The 16,217-nt window shown below is 69.8% G+C and carries 13 protein-coding genes; 8 read left to right on the top strand and 5 right to left on the bottom strand.

The window, feature by feature from the left end; all coding sequences use genetic code 11:
• Window positions 1-27: 27 nt before the first annotated feature.
• From ACZ6WH_RS18210 to ACZ6WH_RS18200, 3 genes are all read right to left on the bottom strand, one after another.
• On the bottom strand, window positions 28-630 hold the full coding sequence (locus ACZ6WH_RS18210; RefSeq protein WP_469729436.1) for a hypothetical protein: 603 nt from the start codon (window positions 628-630) through the stop codon (window positions 28-30).
• A 350-nt stretch (window positions 631-980) separates the two neighbouring features.
• The gene (gene cobF / locus ACZ6WH_RS18205; protein WP_469729435.1) at window positions 981-1,772 is read right to left on the bottom strand and encodes a precorrin-6A synthase (deacetylating); all 792 of its coding nucleotides are present in this window, start codon (window positions 1,770-1,772) and stop codon (window positions 981-983) included.
• A gap of 158 nt (window positions 1,773-1,930) precedes the next feature.
• A complete protein-coding gene (locus ACZ6WH_RS18200) occupies window positions 1,931-4,495 on the bottom strand; it encodes a beta-L-arabinofuranosidase domain-containing protein (RefSeq protein WP_469729434.1) in 2,565 nt (854 codons plus the stop codon).
• A gap of 295 nt (window positions 4,496-4,790) precedes the next feature.
• Between ACZ6WH_RS18200 and ACZ6WH_RS18195 the strand changes: the two genes are divergently transcribed.
• Together ACZ6WH_RS18195 and ACZ6WH_RS18190 are read left to right on the top strand one after the other, a co-directional pair.
• The gene (locus ACZ6WH_RS18195) at window positions 4,791-5,957 is read left to right on the top strand and encodes an aromatic ring-hydroxylating oxygenase subunit alpha (protein WP_469729433.1); all 1,167 of its coding nucleotides are present in this window, start codon (window positions 4,791-4,793) and stop codon (window positions 5,955-5,957) included.
• 85 nt (window positions 5,958-6,042) lie between these two features.
• Window positions 6,043-6,624, top strand: coding sequence for a TetR/AcrR family transcriptional regulator (locus tag ACZ6WH_RS18190; protein ID WP_469729432.1), 582 nt, complete (start codon window positions 6,043-6,045; stop codon window positions 6,622-6,624).
• A 29-nt stretch (window positions 6,625-6,653) separates the two neighbouring features.
• Here ACZ6WH_RS18190 and ACZ6WH_RS18185 read toward each other — a convergent pair whose 3' ends face one another.
• Complete coding sequence (locus tag ACZ6WH_RS18185) at window positions 6,654-8,180, bottom strand: DUF2254 family protein (RefSeq protein WP_469729431.1); 1,527 nt, start codon at window positions 8,178-8,180, stop codon at window positions 6,654-6,656.
• A 300-nt stretch (window positions 8,181-8,480) separates the two neighbouring features.
• Between ACZ6WH_RS18185 and ACZ6WH_RS18180 the strand changes: the two genes are divergently transcribed.
• The 3 genes from ACZ6WH_RS18180 to ACZ6WH_RS18170 all read left to right on the top strand — a co-directional run bounded on the left by ACZ6WH_RS18180 (window position 8,481) and on the right by ACZ6WH_RS18170 (window position 12,268).
• Window positions 8,481-10,382 (top strand): alkyl/aryl-sulfatase, encoded by a 1,902-nt coding sequence (locus tag ACZ6WH_RS18180; RefSeq protein ID WP_469729430.1) that lies wholly within the window; start codon window positions 8,481-8,483, stop codon window positions 10,380-10,382.
• 22 nt (window positions 10,383-10,404) lie between these two features.
• Complete coding sequence (locus ACZ6WH_RS18175) at window positions 10,405-11,628, top strand: cation:proton antiporter (protein WP_469729429.1); 1,224 nt, start codon at window positions 10,405-10,407, stop codon at window positions 11,626-11,628.
• A 163-nt stretch (window positions 11,629-11,791) separates the two neighbouring features.
• Window positions 11,792-12,268, top strand: a complete 477-nt coding sequence (locus tag ACZ6WH_RS18170) for a DUF7144 family membrane protein (protein WP_469729428.1) — start codon at window positions 11,792-11,794, stop codon at window positions 12,266-12,268.
• 27 nt (window positions 12,269-12,295) lie between these two features.
• Here the strand turns inward: ACZ6WH_RS18170 and ACZ6WH_RS18165 are convergent, their stop codons facing one another.
• Window positions 12,296-12,508, bottom strand: coding sequence for a mycothiol transferase (locus tag ACZ6WH_RS18165; protein ID WP_469729634.1), 213 nt, complete (start codon window positions 12,506-12,508; stop codon window positions 12,296-12,298).
• Window positions 12,509-13,408: 900 nt separating this feature from the next.
• Here ACZ6WH_RS18165 and ACZ6WH_RS18160 point away from each other — a divergent pair.
• From ACZ6WH_RS18160 to ACZ6WH_RS18150, 3 genes are all read left to right on the top strand, one after another.
• Entirely contained in the window at window positions 13,409-14,116 is a 708-nt protein-coding gene (locus ACZ6WH_RS18160) for an AfsR/SARP family transcriptional regulator (RefSeq protein WP_469729427.1), read from the top strand.
• 116 nt (window positions 14,117-14,232) lie between these two features.
• The gene (locus tag ACZ6WH_RS18155; RefSeq protein WP_469729426.1) at window positions 14,233-14,352 is read left to right on the top strand and encodes a lasso RiPP family leader peptide-containing protein; all 120 of its coding nucleotides are present in this window, start codon (window positions 14,233-14,235) and stop codon (window positions 14,350-14,352) included.
• A gap of 15 nt (window positions 14,353-14,367) precedes the next feature.
• Entirely contained in the window at window positions 14,368-16,212 is a 1,845-nt protein-coding gene (locus tag ACZ6WH_RS18150; RefSeq protein ID WP_469729425.1) for an asparagine synthase-related protein, read from the top strand.
• Window positions 16,213-16,217 lie beyond the last annotated feature (5 nt).

The raw sequence follows: 16,217 nt of genomic DNA, 5'->3' as shown, positions 1-16,217 counted from the left end.
CGGGGGCCAACCGCTCCACCTCACTGATCAGGCGTTCCGCCAGAGCGTCAGCTCGGTCGAGACGTCCGGCAGGTCGCTCTCCGCGCTGGACGTGATCCTGGTGACCCTGAGCATGGCGAGGTTTCCCTCGCTGGTCTCGGTGCACAGCACGGTCCCCACCCGGATCGTCCGCTGCCTGCTCAGGTCCTCGGCGTCGATACGCGAGGGCAGCGCATTGCCCTGGAGGCCCTGACGGCACTGCTCGAAGGTCGTACCCGCGCTGATACCGGTGGTGGTCCTGAACTCCCAATCGCCGCCGCTCACTTCGCTCAGCTGCAGCTCGTCGTCGCTGGTGGTGAACTCGTCCGGGTCGTTGACCTTCGGCTCGTCGAGGTCGACTCCGACGACATCGGGTTCCGCCGGTGCCCGCAGCGCGAACGGCTGTGCGTCGATGAGCTTTTCCCGGCTCTCCACCGAGGACGGCGACTGGTTCGGCGACGGCTCCTCCGTGCTCCTGGAGGGCGACTCCGTCGGCTCGGAGGACTCGGAACCGACACTCGGACTCGGCGTCGGCTCGTGCCCGCCGCCTCCGTCCGGCAGCGCCGCCTTGATCACGAGGCCGGCCACGGCCAGCACTGCCACGGTCGCCACTGCTGCCAGGAGCACCGCGCGCGGGCTTCGGCCCGCGCCCGGAACGCCCGGCGGTCGATCGGGCTGCGGCGGAATGCCGTAATAGGCGTTGTTGATGACCGTCTGATCCCGGCCCGCCTGATGGTTGACACCGTGATCACGCGCGGTCGCGCCCATACGGACCCGCGGCTGATCACCGTGTTCACCGGCTCCAGTGGCTTCACCGGATCCGCTGGATTCGCCTGCACCGGACGACCGACCGTCCCCTGCTTGGTCGTTGACCACCGTTGTTCAACGCCCCCCGTACCGCGCCACGCCGATCACCTCTGTCACACAGAGATTACCCACGATGGGCGACGGGACGAAGCCGGTTACGCTCCCCCGGCAGGCTCCACCATGCGCAGCAGATAGGTGTCCATGATCCACCCGTGTCGTTCACGGGCCTCGGCGCGCAGTTGCCGGATGCGGCCGGCCACTTCACTCAGCGGGCCGGCGACCAGAAGCTCGTCCGGCGTGCCGAGGTACGCCCCCCAGTAGATCCAGACGTCCGCACCGTCGAACCGGGTGAACGACTCGTGTGCGTCGAGCATGACGACGATGTCTCCGTCGTCGTTCTGGGCCACGTCGGAGAGCCTGCGGGCCGGGGTGATGTGCACCGGTCGCCCCACCTGGTTCAGCGGAATGCGGTGGCGTGCGGCCAGCGACGACACACTGCTGATGCCGGGAATGACCTCCACATCGAAGGCGACGGAGCCCCGGGCCTCGATGGTGGAGAGAATGCCGAGTGTGCTGTCGTACAGCGATGGGTCACCCCACACCAAAAAGGCCGCGGTCTCCCCCGCCGTCATCTCCTCGCGCATCAGCCGCTCGAAGAGGTCCGCCCGCCGGGTGCGCCAGCCCTCGACCGCCGAGGTGTAGTCCGAGCGGTCCATGGGATGCCGGTCCCGGCTGGGGTCCGCCACCTCCACGACTCTGTACTCGGCCTGGGCGTGCTCCTCCAGCATGCTGTGGCGCAGGTCGGTCAGTGCGGTTGTGTCCGGTCCCTTGCCGACGATGAAGAAGACGTCGGCCCGGCGGATCGCCTTGACCGCCCCGAGGGTCAGGTGGTCCGGGTCGCCCGCTCCGATGCCGATGACGAGAATCCGGCGTTGCTCCGTGGTCATGGGCGCAGTCTCGCAGGTCCGGAGGCCGACCATGGTGCTCGCCGAGCGACGCCCTTGATGGTGGCCCTGCGGTGACTCGGCGCAGCCGCTCAACGCCGCTGCCGCCCGAGAGCGTGCGGCTCCCGGGCGGCAGGTCGCGTTGCGCACCGGCCAGGGCGTCAGCCGCGGGCGAGGTCCGCGATCTCGGTCGGCGTCAGTGTCCTGCCGTATACGCGGAAGTCGTCGACCGCCGCTTCGAGGTACGGGTCGGGGTACTGGGACCGGCCGATGAAGGCGGAGCGTATGTGGTTGCCGAATCCGTCGGGCTGGGCGGTGACCTGCTCGTTTCGGCCTACCTCGGTGCCGTTGACGTACAGGACCGCCGTCCCCTTGCCATACGCCACCGCGAGGTGTGTCCAGGTGTCCGTCGGCAGCGGATCGGCATCGATGCGCTGTTCGGCTCCGCCGCCGGCCACGGTGACCGCGAACCGCAGGGTGCCCGTGTCGCTGCGCGGGGTCAGGAACATGTTGGCGGTCACGCCGGTGCCGATGTCGAAGATCCGGGTCCAGGTCTCCGGCGTGCCGTCGAGTCTGACCCAGGTCGCGAGGGAGTACGCGGCTGCTCCCGCGAGGACGTCCTCCGCGAGTTGCACGTGGCCGCCCGATCCGTCCAGCGCGACGGCGCCGCCGGTCCTGCCGGTGGTGATCCAGGAGGCGCCGCCTGCCAGGTGTGCGGTCATGCTGTTGCCGGTGGCGTCCGCTGCGGTGGTGCCGGAGGTCTCGTCGAAGCGGTGCCAGGCGGCGAACTCCGGTGGCGGCGGCGGTGGTTCGCCGGTCAGCCAGTAGACGTTGTAGTGCTCGTGGTGGGTGCGCGCGACAGGCAGGAGGGTGACGTCCGCGTCGTCGGCCCGTGCGGTGAACCGCATCGGGGCCGCCGCCTTCTTCCGCACGGACCGGGTGTCGAGGCGCGGCATCCGCAGCGCGTCACGGTCGCCGTACAGTCCGGCGAGTACCACCGGTCCGTACAGCACGGCCCGCACATCGGGATCGTCGGGTGTCGGCTCGATCGTGAGCCGCATCGGGAGGGCGACCTCCACCCGGTCCCCGGGCTGCCAGCGGCGGTCCAGGACGAACCAGCTGCCCGGCTTCGGGCGGTCCGCCAGGGATCGGCCGTTGAGTCTGATCCGGGCCTTCGACGCCCAGGAGGGGATACGGATGCGCAGTGCGTGCTTCGTCCGGCCGGCGGTGACGGTGAGGACCGTGGAGTCCTGGTCCGGGAACCCTGTGGTCTGTCGCCAGGTGATGCCCTTGTCCCGCCACGTCACCTCGGAGGGGACGAAGAGGTTGACGAGCAGGCTGTCGTCACCGTGCGTGTAGACGCTCTCCGCGAACTTCGCCTGGGTCTCCATGCCACTTCCGTGGTCGCAGGAGAAGTTGTCGTAGTCCGTGGAGTAGGCGTCCGGATCGGTGCCCATGAAGGACGGCTGCTGTTTGAAGGCTCCCGGCGCCAGGCCGGTGTAGTAGATGTTGAAGCCGTGGGCCGAGTCGGGGTCCTGCTCTCCGAGCATCTGGTTGAACAGGGTGCGCTCGTAGTAGTCGAGCAGGTCGATGCGCTCGGGTGCGTGGAAGTGCATCAGCCGGGTGAGCTTGAGCATGTTGTAGCTGTTGCAGTTCTCGCAGCAGTTGTTGGACAGCTGCGAGGCAATGGCGTCCGGCTCGTGAAAGGCCTCGCCGTTGCTGTTGCCGCCGATGACATACGTGTGGTGGTCGGTGACGATCTGCCAGAAGTTCTCGGCGATCGTGCGGTACCGGGCGTCGAGGCCCTCCTCCCAGAGCCTGAACGCGCCGACCATCTTCGGTATCTGCGTGTTGGCGTGCAGTCCGGCGAGCCGGTCCTCGTCCTTCGCGAGCGGGTCGAAGACGACTTCGTGCGTGAACCGCTCGGCGACCTTCAGCCAGGCCGCATCGCCGGTGACCTCGTGCAGATCGGCGAACACATCGTTCATCCCGCCGAACTCGGTCTGCAGGACCCGCTGCATCTGACCGTGGCTGAGCTTCGCCGTCCGGGCGTCCACCCAGGCGGCCTGGCGCAGCACCACATCGCGGGCCTGCTCGTTGCCCGCGAGGCGGTACTGGTCGACGAGTCCCGCCATGATCTTGTGGATCGTGTAGTACGGCGCCCAGACACTGGTACCGGCTTCGAGGCGGTCGAAGAAGCTCTCCGGGAAGGCCGACAAGTACCCCTTGCCGTAACCGGCCTTGACCGACGCGGCCTGGCACTGGGCGAGTGCGGCGACCAGCTTGCGGCCCTTGTCGCGTACCGCTTCGTCCCCGGTGTTGGCGTACGTCAGGGCCAGCCCGGACAGCAGGTGCCCGGTGGTGTGGCCGCGCAGCTCGACGTCCGGGGCCTCCCAGCCACCACAGGGCTGCGCGTCGCTCGGCAGTCCGACGTTGCGGCGGAAGGTGTGCAGTAGCCGGTCGATGTCGACGAAGTGCAGGTAGGCGGTGTTGCGCGCCTGGTTGTCACGGAAGGCGCCGGGGAGAAGGCGCACGGCGTCGAGCGGAAACGGCCGGACCCTGCCGGTGCCGGTGCCGATCGCGTGTCCGTGGCCGGCGACGGTACGGGGGGTGCTCGCGTACGCCGGACCGGTACCGGCCGAGGCGAGCATGACGGCAGCGGCCCCGGCGGCGGTCGCGACGAAATGCCGTCTGCCGAGGGGACCGGGCGAAACACCCTCCGTCATCGCACACTCCCTCTCAGGACCGGTGAATCACCTACAGGGGCGGGGCGTTGGCGGGGCGCTCTGTCGGGGGTACGGGCGCGGGTCGGCTCTTCGGTGCAGCTCACGTGGCTCTCCTCGCACAGCTCGCTGTTCGGGATTTCGAACGATGATCGCGACTTCGGACGTGAAGATAGAGTCGGCGCGCATGGTCGTCAACACCCCGTGCGGGCCTCCGTCGGCAGGCCCGCGGGAGACCGGTACGTACAACGGGGCCGAGGTATTGAACGGTCGTCCAAATCGCCCTATGTTCCTCGGCATGGCTCCTCTCACCGCAGATCTCACCGCAGCAGAGGCCGAGGCGATCGCCTCCGGCTATGACCGGGATCCCGCGAACTCCATGTCCCTACGGGCGGATGCCTATACCGACCCCAAGTGGCACGACGTGGACCTCAAGGCCATCTTCAGCCGCACGTGGCAGTGGGTCTGCCACGTCGAGAAGCTGACGCGTCCGGGCAGTTACGTCACCACCACCATCGCCGGCATGCCGCTGGTCGTCGTCCGCGACCGGTCGATGCGGCTGCGCGCCTTCTACAACGTCTGCAAGCACCGCGCGCACGAACTCCTGTCGGGCGAAGGAACCACACGCGCCATCGTGTGCCCCTACCACGCGTGGACGTACGACCTCGGCGGCGCCCTGGTCGGGGCCCGGCAGACAGGCAGGATGGACACCTTCGACAAGTCGGGGATCTGCCTCGACCGGGTCCAGGTCGAGGAGTTCTGCGGCTTCGTCTACGTCAATCTCGACCCGGCCGCACCGCCGCTGGCGCAGCAGGCTCCCGACCTCGCCGCCGAGATCACCCGGCGGGCACCGGACATCGCCGGACTCACACACGCCAAGCGGCTGAACTACGAGGTCAAGACCAACTGGAAGAACGTCATCGACAACTTCCTGGAGTGCTACCACTGCCACGTCGCGCACAAGGAGTTCGTGTCCCTCGTGGACATGGACACCTATGACGTGCAGACCCACAACATCTGGTCGAGCCACTTCGCGGACGCGGGCAAGTCCGAGAACATCGCGTACGACGTGTCCGACGCGACCGTCACGGAGCACGCGGTGTGGTGGCTGTGGCCCAACACCTGCCTGCTGCGCTACCCCGGGCGGGGCAACTTCATGGTCTTCCAGGTGCTGCCGGCCGGACCCGACCGAACCGTGGAGACCTGGGACTTCTTCCTGGAGAGCCCGGATCTCGACGCGGCGGAACAGCAGTCGGTGCAGTACATCGACGAGGTGCTGCAAGTACAGGACATCAACCTGGTCGAGAGCGTCCAGCGCGGCATGGGCACGCCCGCCTTCGACCAGGGCCGGATCGTCTACGACCCCGAACGGGCGCCCGGACTCTCCGAGCACGGCGTGCATCACTTCCACGGTCTCGTCCTCGACGCCTACCGCACGCCGGCGAACGGCCGCAGCGCGCCCTGACCGCGAGAGCCACGCGCCCCTCGCACCCGCACGCGGGACGGCCTCGTCTGTGGCTCGGTGCGGTGCAGCGGCTAGTCTCGTGCGGGTGAGTGAGACGTCTGCGGAGCTCGAGAAGAAGGCCGGCCGGGAGGAGCGCATCCTCGACGCCGTCCTGACCCTCTTGTCGCGGCAGGGGATCTCGGGCGTCAGCATGCGTGCGGTATCGCGGCAGGCCGGCGTCTCCCTCGGGCTGGTCAACTACTACTACGACGACAAGGTCACTCTCATCTGCGCGGCGCTGCGCCACATCGAGAGACAGGACATGGCCATCGTCGCCGCCGACCCCACGCGCACCCCGCAGGAGAATCTCCGCGCCATCCTGCGTCGTGTCGCCAACCCCGAATTCCTGACGACGGAGTACCTCTCCCTGCGCCTGCAGCTGTGGTCACTCGGGCAGGCCGACCCGGTCTTCGGGCAGATCAACACGGCCGCCCAGAAGCGTTACCGCAAGGCCGTCGCCACCCTCATCCGATCCGCCCGGCCGGAGCTGTCCAGGGCAGAGGCCAACAAGCGGGCCGCGGACATCGACGTCGTCCAGAACGGCATGTGGCTCACTGCCCTGCTCGGTCTCGACCGGGCGTCCATCCGTCGCAGCGTCACCCGATGCGAAGAGATCGCCTTCGAGTGATTGCCGTGGCTGTCCGGCGCTCCCGATCACTACGGTTCACGGTTCGTCTTCCGTTCTGCCCGGGCTCGGGCACCGTGCGGCTGGGCTCCGCCGAGGCCGTGCGGGTCGGGCTCGGCCGCCACGCTTCGCAGCAGCGGATCGGGGAGGCCGGTGGCCGCCAGACGTTCCAGTGCCTGACGGCGTTCGGTGATCGGTGCTCTGCGGTCGCCGCGGTCGTCGGTGGTGGCGGCGAGCAGGCGGTCGAAGAGGGCGTGCAGGCGTCGGACGATCTGCGGGTTGGCGGAGCCGTAGAGAAGTGTCTCGTCCAGGGCGAGCGAGAGCAGGTCGGGCCACTCGGGTGCGAGGCTGTGGACGCGCGGCCGGCCGTGCTTGTCCAGCAGCCACGCGGGGCCGAGAGGGCGGTCGGCCAGACGTACAAGGACGTCCTCGATCTGGTCCAGTGCCTGGACCGCCGTGGTCGGGTCGTTCACGGCGGGTGACAGCGCCCTGATGGCGATGTCGGCGAGGAGACGGAAGCCGTACGCGGGGTCCTGCTCCACGGTGCGGCTGGGTCCGAAGCGGATATGGGCGGCCACCTGGCGGGTCAGCCGCCGGTACCGCGCCGTGTCCGTGCCGGTGCCGATGCCGGCTCCGATGTCGGTGTCGGTGCCCGTGGCGGCGTCGGCAGCGAGGGCATCGAAGGGCTCCAGGTGGGCGACCGTTGTGCCGGTGCCGACGAATTCACCCACCGCGTGCGCGAAGCGCACGCGGATGTTGTGCCTGGCAGCGAGGCGGATCAGGTGGGGTTCGTCCAGCGCGAAGATCATCAATGGCCGCCCGCCGTACACGATGGGCACCTCCGAGGGCAGCGCACGGCTCTCCGCCGACGATGCCCCCGCGCTCGGCCCGAGGACCGCGGACCGCCCAGCCGGGGACCGCCCGGCCACGGACCGTCCGGCCACGGACGGCCGCTCGTCGGTGGAAAACAGCCGCGCCTCCGTGGGGTACGACCCCGCCTCGGGCGGATAGACCTGGTCGACGACGGTGCGCAGCCGTGCCCCGACGGCTCGCGCGAGTCCACCGCCGGTCACGGCGTGCCGCAGGGAGGAGAGCAGGGACAGTACGGTCACGGCGTCGACCAGGACGAGGCCGACGGCGAGCGTCACCGTCAGCCGGGGGACGTTCTCGCCGCGGATCTGGCTCAGCGCCACCAGCGCGTACAGAGCGGTGCCGATCAGCAGGCCGAACAGGACGAGGTACCGGCTGAAGTGGCCGAGGGCCGCGACGAGGCGGGGCGACATGGCCTGCACGGTCTGGACGACGAGCGTGATGGCCGTGACGACGAAGCCGGCCAGGGTGATCATGCCGCCGGCGATCGCGGCGAGCGTTGCCTGCGCCGTGGAGGCGTCGAAGGTCAGCCCGGCCGCGGGCAGCCGGCGTTCCCAGAGAGGCAGCGTCCAGCCCAGCAGGGCGCCCGCCATGACCAGGAGGAGCGCGAGGGCATGGCTCCGCGTGCGGCGGACGCGGTGCGTCCCCCGGCTGCCGTGCGCGAACCGCGTGCGCAGGGGGTATGTCATCGGCGGCCGGGGGTGGTGGGGAACAGCTCGCTCATCGACTCCCTCGGTTCTCGGCGCGGGACATCGGACTTCGAGCATCGGACGGCGACGGCGGCCGCGCCAGCCCACGGGTCTGCTCGCGTGGGCCCGCTCGGACGGCTGCACACGCGTACCGTCCTTCCGACGGCGTACATGCGGTTGTCCGGGCCGGACTGCCAGGGAAGAGTGACACTGCCGCGCGCGTCGTCGAGTCACCGGCCTCCGCACAGCCTGTCGGGTCGTTGTGCCACTGGCCTCCGCACAGCCCGCGAAGGAGCTGCGATGCCTGGAAACACCGAGCCCAAGTCCGCGGAACCGGTCATCGCGGAAGCCAACCGGGCGGTTCGGCAGCGCTTTGCCTTCGATGACGAGCAGGACCTTCAGGACGCGCGCCGCGGCTTCATGGGGACCGCGTCCGACAACCTGATCCGCTCCCCCGACGGCCGCACCGTCTGGGACCTCGACGCGTACGGCTTCTTGGATCAGGACTGCCCGGACACGGCCAACCCGAGCCTGTGGCGGCAGAGCCGGCTGACTGCCGACCACGGTCTGTTCGAAGTCGTCGCGGGCATCTACCAGGTACGCGGCTTCGATCTGTCGAACATGACCCTGGTGGAGGGCGAGCGGGGCGTCTTCGTGATCGACCCGCTGCTGTGTGCCGAGACCGCCGCCGCGGCCCTCGCGCTGTACCGCGCTCATCGCGGAGACCGGCCCGTCACCGGCGTGCTGTACACGCACAGTCACGCCGACCACTTCGGCGGGGTGCGTGGCGTCATCCCCGGCGGGGAGGCGGCGAGGGGTCTTCCGGTGCTCGCGCCCGAGGGCTTCCTCGACCACGCTGTCAGCGAGAACGTCTACGCCGGTACGGCGATGAACCGCCGTGCCACCTACATGTACGGTGCCGCGCTTCCCAAGGGCGAGCGCGGCCAGATCGGCACGGGCCTGGGCCAGACCATCTCCACCGGGGCGGTCGGCCTGATCCCGCCCACCCTGTACCTCGCCCGCACCGGGCAGACGGAGACGATCGACGGCATCCGGATGGTTTTCCAGCTCACTCCCGGCACCGAAGCCCCAGCGGAGCTGAACATCCACTTTCCGGACCACGCGGCGCTGTGCATGGCGGAGAACGCCACCCACAACCTGCACAACCTGCTCACCCTGCGCGGCGCGCAGGTCCGTGATCCGCGTCATTGGGCCCGCTACCTCACCGAGGCCATCGGCCTCTTCGTGGACGGCTCGGACGTCGCGTTCGCCTCGCACCACTGGCCGGTGTGGGGTCGCGAGCGTGTCCTGACGTACCTGTCGGAACAGCGAGACCTGTACGCCTACCTGCACGATCAGACGCTGCGCATGCTCAACCAGGGTCTGACGGCTCCGGAGGTCGCCGAGGTGATCGAGATGCCTCCGGCTCTGGAGCGGGCCTGGCACACGCACGGTTACTACGGTTCGGTCAGCCACAACACCAAGGCCGTCTACCAGCGCTATCTGGGCTGGTTCGACGGCAATCCGGGGCGCCTGTGGCAGCACCCACCGGTCGAGGCGGCGCGGCGGTACGTGGAGTTCATGGGCGGTGCGGACGAGGTTCTGCGACGCGCCCGGCAGTGCTACGCCGACGGCGACTTCCGGTGGGTGGTCCAGGTCGTCGATCATGTGCTCTTCGCGGACCCGGACAATGCATCGGCCCGCGAGCTGCAGGCCAACGCCCTGGAGCAGCTCGGCTACGGCAGTGAGAACGGTACGTGGCGCAACTTCTTCCTCACCGGGGCCCTGGAACTGCGCAAGGGACCGGTCGGCACCCCCACCTCGACCGTCGCCCCCGACCTGCTGGCGGCCCTGACGCTGGAACAGCTCTTCGACTCCCTCGCCATCCGGGTGAACGGCCCACGCAGCTGGGAAACGGAGATCACCATCCGCTGGAACGTCAAGGCCGCCGACCCCATCACCCTCCAACTGCGCAACGGCGTCCTCACCCAGGTCACCGGCACCGGTCCTGCCGCGGCCGATCCGGACGTGGAGATCGCCCTCGACGAAGCGGTCCTGCGCGCGGTGCTCGTCGGCGCCCTCACCCCCGACGAACTGGCCGAACGCGCAGGCGTCGAGATCACCGGCGACCTGGGGAAGCTGACGGAACTCCTCGGCTTCCTCACCGACCCCGACCCCGACTTCGCCATCGTCACCCCCTGACGCGGCGACACGGCAGCAGCCCATGACGCATCCCGGTACCCTCGTCCTGATCATGACCGTCGCCGTACTGGCGCCGCTGCTGGTGTACGCCACACAACGCCGGCTCTCCGTACCCCTGGTCATCTTCGAGATCGCCCTGGGCATCCTCATCGGCCCGGACGTCCTCGGCTGGGCACACCCCGACAAGGTCACCGACACGCTCGCCCACCTCGGACTGGCCATGCTGATCTTCCTGGCCGGTTACGAGATCGAGTTCGCCGATGTACGCGGTGACACACTGCGACGCGCGTTGTGGGCCTGGCTGCTCTCCCTGGTCGTCGGCATCGGACTGGCACTCCTGATCAGCGGCGGGGAGTTGTTCAAGGCGTTCGTCATCGGTACGGCACTGACCAGTACGGCGCTAGGTACGGTCCTGCCGATGCTGCGCGACCGCGGGGAGCTGCGGGGCCGGTTCGGCACGGTGATGTCGGCGTTCGGGGCGGTCGGCGAGTTCGGTCCCGTGGTCGCCGTGGCGCTGTTGCTCAGCGGGCGCCGGCCGGCCGAGTCGGCAGCGCTGCTGGCAGCGTTCGGTGTGCTCACGGCCGGCGCCGTCTTCTGGGCGCTGCGTCCCCGGTCACGCTGGTTCGTCCGGCTCACCGAGCGGACATTGCACAGCAGCGGCCAGTTCGCGGTCCGGTTCGTCATGCTCCTGCTGGCCTGCATGCTGGGCCTGGCCGAGGTGTTCGGCCTCGACGTGCTGCTGGGCGCCTTCGCCGCCGGGGTGCTCACCCGCCTGGTACTGCACCGGGCCGCGCCCGAGAGCAGTGCGGAGGTGCTCGGCAAGGTGGAGGCGATGGGGTTCGGCTTCCTGGTACCACTGTTCTACGTCGTCACCGGCATCGAGTTCGACCTGGACGCCCTGCTGCACAACCCCGGCACCCTCCTGCTGGTACCGCTCTTCCTGCTGCTGTTCCTGCTGGTGCGCGGTGGGCCGGTGTACCTGTTCGCTCCCCGGGACCTGAGCCGTCGGGACCGGGTGGCCCTGCCCTTGTTCGCCTCGACGTGCCTGCCGCTCGTCGTCGCGATCACCACCATCGGCCTGGACCAGAAGCTTCTCGGCTCGGACCAGGCCGCAGCACTGGTCGGCGCGGCGATGCTCTCCGTACTGCTGCTGCCCCTGCTCGCGATGCGCCTGCGCTCACCGGCCGATGGAGGGGGCCGAACCGGGCGTTCCTCGGCGGCGGCGAAGGAGTCGGAGGCGTGGTGACCGAGCACAACGCCGCCACCCGGCTGTCTCGCTCGCCTCATGCCACTGGCCTCCCACACGCCTATCACCCGTTCGGAGCATGCTCTGTGGCGACCGGCGGGCGGGGTGGACAAGGTCGAAGGAGGCTGCGGCGTTCCATGCCGCCGGACGGAAGGGCACGACCATGAGCGATCAGCCGTCCTCAGCACACCCCCCGCCCGGCTACGGCCAGGGCCGGACCCCGGGGTCGTCCGAGGCCGCCCCCGGCCTGCGGGACAACAGCGGCTGGGTGACCGGTGGCGTCACCTTCGCGGGCGTCCTCATGCTGGTCAACGGCGTACTGTTCATCCTTCAGGGCATCGCCGCGATCGCCAAGGACAACCTGTACGTCAGCCTCGACAGCTACATCTACCGGATCAACCTCACCGGCTGGGGCTGGATCCTCCTGATCCTGGGCGTGGTCGCGGTCCTCGTCGGGTGCGGCATCCTCGGTGGCCAGATCTGGGCCCGCATGACCGGCATCATGCTGGCCTCGCTGAGCCTGGTGGCCCAGTTCCTCTTCCTGCCGTACGCCCCCATCTGGTCCGTCATCATGATGGCGCTCGACGTCTTCGTGATCTGGGCCCTCGCGGTCTACCACCCCGCCCGCGCGGAGACGTGACAGGCCGTCCCCCGCCACCCTGATGTGCTACTCGCCCGTCTCCCCATCGATGAGCTCACGGGCGATGTCGAGGTGGCCGACGTGGCGGGCGTACTCCTGAAGCAGGTGGAACAGGATTCGTCCGAGGGACGGAGCCTGGTCGGGTGTGGGGAGCCGCCCTCCGACGCGTGCCTTTTCGGTCAGAGCGGCGGCCGCGATCAGCGAGCTCGCCGCGTTCACCTCGTCGCGGTAAGCGGTGATGACCGTGCCGGCGGGCGTGGGAGCAGTTCACGGGCATCGGAGACGTCGACCGCCGGACCGTCGAGCGGCGCGGGAGGTTGTTCCGGACGATTCTGCATGCCCCGAACGTAGCGCAGGACGCACCCTCGCCCGACGCTGTCACAGGCACGCAGGCAGCAGCGGTCGGCGGGCCTTCTCCCCCGGTCGCGCGACGGTGGCGTGGGGCATCCCGCACCCCTTGGTCTCCCCATCGGGTTCTGTCCGTACGGTCATCAGCGGAGCCATCCACTCGGGCCGCCGGGCGCGATGCGGGGAACTGCACCCGTCGCGACGAGGGTCCACTCGATGGAGGTCGCCGACGGGCATCACCTGGGATCCCCTGCCCTCCCCCAGAGCGGCACCGGCTGCGAGCGCCCCCGCGCACATGACGTACGGTTCCGGCCCGGCGGCGTCCACCAGGGCTGAACACGCCTCCGGCAAGGCGTGCTGGCCGGCCGGCGTCCGACGGGTACGACCGCGGCGTAAGCCAATGTCGGGCAGGCGCCGCGCAGAAGTGTGCCGCTCTCCGGCACGCTGCCGGTCGAGTCCGGCGCGATTACCAGGACTTTGCGACTCCAGCACCGCTCGGCCCGCCTTCAACGACCTTCAGCAGCTAGCAACACCGCAGCCCCCGCCTACGGTTGGCCCCCGGGAAGACGTGCATCCCGAACTCGTGAGGGCTCGCGCTCGATGCTCTGATCGCGAGTACGAGGAACTCCCTCGGGACGGCGCCGATGCACGCGAGCCGTAGAGCGAGACGACGCGTTTCGCTCAGGACGGAACACTGTGGAACGGGACCGGGGGCGAAATTCCGCGATGACTCGACAGCTGACAGAACGATTACCGGAGCACCCGCCAAGCGGAGCGGCGACCACACCCGACGTGCTCCCCGTCGCCCACCTCGGACTGCTCGGGGGCTTCCGGCTTCAGTACGGTGGTGAAGCCGCCGAGGCGGCCGAGGTCAGCACAAGCGGCCAGCGGCTGCTGGCATACCTGGGGTTGCGGCAGCGGGCGGCCCGCACCGTCCTCGCCGGCACACTGTGGCCGGACGTCACAGAAGATCACGCGCTGGGCAGCCTGCGCACCACACTGTGGCGACTGCGTCAGCAGCGGCCGTCAGTGGTCCGCAGTCACCAGGACACCCTTGCGCTGGAGGACTCGGTGCGCGTTGACGTACGCGACCTGTGCTGGTGCGCCCAGCACGCCGTGCAGTCGGAGGCGAGGGCGGACGGGCGGCCGAACGTCGCCTCGCTCCTCGCCGGAGACCTGCTGCCCGGCTGGGACGAGGACTGGGTCGTGCTGGAGCGCGAACGGCTCCAGCAGATGCGCTTGCACGCTCTCGAAACACTGGCCGGCCACCTCATCGAACGCGGCGGGTACGCACTGGCGCTGGAGGCAGCCTTGGAGTGCGTACGGACGGACCCGCTGCGTGAGAGTGCGCACCGCGCTGTGGTGACCGTGCATCTGGCCGAACGCAACCTCGGTGATGCGGTCCGGCACTACCAGGCCTTCCGCCGTCTCCTGCGCCGGGAGCTCGGGGTCGAGCCCTCGGACCGGTTCCGTGCGCTGATGCGGCGGGCACCGACCTGACGCGCTGCGGTGCACCGCCCCGCTCACCTGCGGTGTGACGGCGAAGTGACGCATCCGGGGCAGTCTGTCCGGCAACCACAACCGAACGTCGGCAGCGGAGAGAGAGGGGGTGCGCAATGCGTTGCTCGGCCTATGAGCCTCCCATGCTGGTGAAGGTCGGTTCGTTCGCAGACCTGACCCGCGGTCGGAAGGGGAAACACCGCGACTGTCGGGGCTGGTACTGCCCCTACCACTGATGCGCTAGGAGTGGCATGACCCACTTACCCGGGTCGGTGCACGGCGAGGCGTGGTTCGTGGTCCTGCCCGACCACGCGGCCGCTCTCGCCGTGTCCCACACCCCGGCACTCGCCGGACTCCGGCGTATCGACCACGGCCCGGGGCGCCCCTGGCTGCTCGGGCAGTGGCGCGACGGAGCCATCACCCTTGCCGAAGCCGGCCCGCTCCGGGTGGCCCTGATCGGATACTGCTCCATGACGGAGGCGGAGCTGACCGCGGCGATCCGGCCGTTGCGCACCGTCCATGACGTGGACCGCCTACTGCCTCAGCTGTCCGGCACCTTCCACCTGGTGGCGGCCGACCCGGACGGCGTACGAGTACAGGGCACGCTCTCCGGCACCCGCCGCGTCTTCCGTGCCCGCGCCGGGCATCACCACCTTGCCGCCAGTCGCAGCGACGTGCTCGCCCGGGTGCTCGGCACGGGAATCGACGACCGGCAGATCGCCGTGCGTCTGCTGTCACCCGCCGCTCCGCACCCGCTGCAGGGCCAGTCCGTATGGTCCGATGTGCAGGCCGTGCCGGAGGACGCGTACCTTCACCTGAGGGCCGACCGGCCCGCCACGACGACAACATGCCGGCGGCCCCCTGAGGCCGGCCTCTCCCTCTCCGAGGGAGCGCCACGGCTGCGCGACGCCCTCAGCGCCGCGGTGGCCGCTGCGGTCCGAGGCGGTGGGGCCCGCAGCTGTGACCTCTCCGGCGGCCTGGACAGTACCCCGATCTGCTTCCTGGCGGCACGCCTGGCCGACCGTCTCACCACCTTCACCTTCCCGGCCGCCGGGGCCGCCGACGATGACCCGTACTGGGTGAAGACGGCGCTGGCAGCGCTGCCGGATGTCGAAGCGGTCTTCGTCCCCGAGGAGGAGGCGCCCTTGCCGTTCGCGGGCGTGAGCACACCGGGCACGGTGCTGGACGAGCCCCACCTGGGGCTGGAGGATCGTGCACTTCTGCTGGACGTCACACGCCGCCTGCCCCACCACTCCGCCGGTCTCCACCTGACCGGACACGGCGGTGACGAGGTGCTCGAATGCATGCTGAGTTACCTGCACGACCTCGCACACACACGTCCACGCCTCGCATGGGCCCACCTCCGGGGATACCGTGCACGCCACCGGTGGCCACTGCGCGACTCACTGGCCGCACTGGCCGATCAGCGCAGCTACCGTCAGTGGCTCGCCGCCGCCCTCCCCCGCCTCACCGAACCACCGCCGCGGCCGACGCCGGCCGAACACCTGGGCTGGGGCCAAGCCCCTCGGCTCCCGTCATGGGCCACCGCCAGGGCCGCCGACGCGGTCCGCTCCGTCGCCGAGGAGTCACCGTGGACACCGCTCGCGGCGCCCCGGGGGCGGCACTCGACGCTGGAGGCCGTGCGCTTCAGCGGCCGGGCCACCCGGCTGGACGGCTGGCTGATGGCGGACAACGGCCTGCCGATGGCCGCTCCCCTGCTGGACGACCGGGTCGTCGAAGCATGCCTGGCCGTCCGGCCGCACGAACGCACCACGCCCTGGCACTACAAACCACTCATGACGGAGGCCATGCGCGGACTGCTCCCCCACGAACTGCTGCGCCGCACGACGAAGGGCGGCGGCGGCGCGGAGGAGCTGGAGTACGAGGGCCTGCGTCGCTACCGCGACGAACTGCTCGCCCTCACCGAGGACTCCAGGCTGGCCGCCCGAGGACTCATCGATGCGGTGGCACTGCGCCGGATGTGCGCGAGTTCCTTCATGCCCGGCCTGAGCCCTCACATGCTGGCGCTGGCTCTCGCCTGCGAGGCGTGGCTGCGCGATGTGGAGTTCGCCGCCGGCCGCCGTGACCATGCCTGAGGAGG

It is taken from the genome of Streptomyces sp. NPDC050806 (assembly GCF_055586425.1).
The sequence above is the reverse complement of the archived record's forward strand: the minus strand, read 5'-3'. Positions and strand labels throughout refer to the sequence as shown.

What these genes read in the sequence shown, in the direction of transcription:
- ACZ6WH_RS18150 (WP_469729425.1), top strand. Translation starts at nt 14,368, where the DNA reads ATGACCCACTTACCCGGGTCGGTGCACGGCGAGGCGTGGTTCGTGGTC.
- cobF (WP_469729435.1), bottom strand. Translation starts at nt 1,772, where the DNA reads ATGACCACGGAGCAACGCCGGATTCTCGTCATCGGCATCGGAGCGGGC.
- ACZ6WH_RS18175 (WP_469729429.1), top strand. Translation starts at nt 10,405, where the DNA reads ATGACGCATCCCGGTACCCTCGTCCTGATCATGACCGTCGCCGTACTG.
- ACZ6WH_RS18170 (WP_469729428.1), top strand. Translation starts at nt 11,792, where the DNA reads ATGAGCGATCAGCCGTCCTCAGCACACCCCCCGCCCGGCTACGGCCAG.
- ACZ6WH_RS18185 (WP_469729431.1), bottom strand. Translation starts at nt 8,180, where the DNA reads ATGACATACCCCCTGCGCACGCGGTTCGCGCACGGCAGCCGGGGGACG.
- ACZ6WH_RS18200 (WP_469729434.1), bottom strand. Translation starts at nt 4,495, where the DNA reads ATGACGGAGGGTGTTTCGCCCGGTCCCCTCGGCAGACGGCATTTCGTC.
- ACZ6WH_RS18195 (WP_469729433.1), top strand. Translation starts at nt 4,791, where the DNA reads ATGGCTCCTCTCACCGCAGATCTCACCGCAGCAGAGGCCGAGGCGATC.
- ACZ6WH_RS18180 (WP_469729430.1), top strand. Translation starts at nt 8,481, where the DNA reads ATGCCTGGAAACACCGAGCCCAAGTCCGCGGAACCGGTCATCGCGGAA.
- ACZ6WH_RS18155 (WP_469729426.1), top strand. Translation starts at nt 14,233, where the DNA reads ATGCGTTGCTCGGCCTATGAGCCTCCCATGCTGGTGAAGGTCGGTTCG.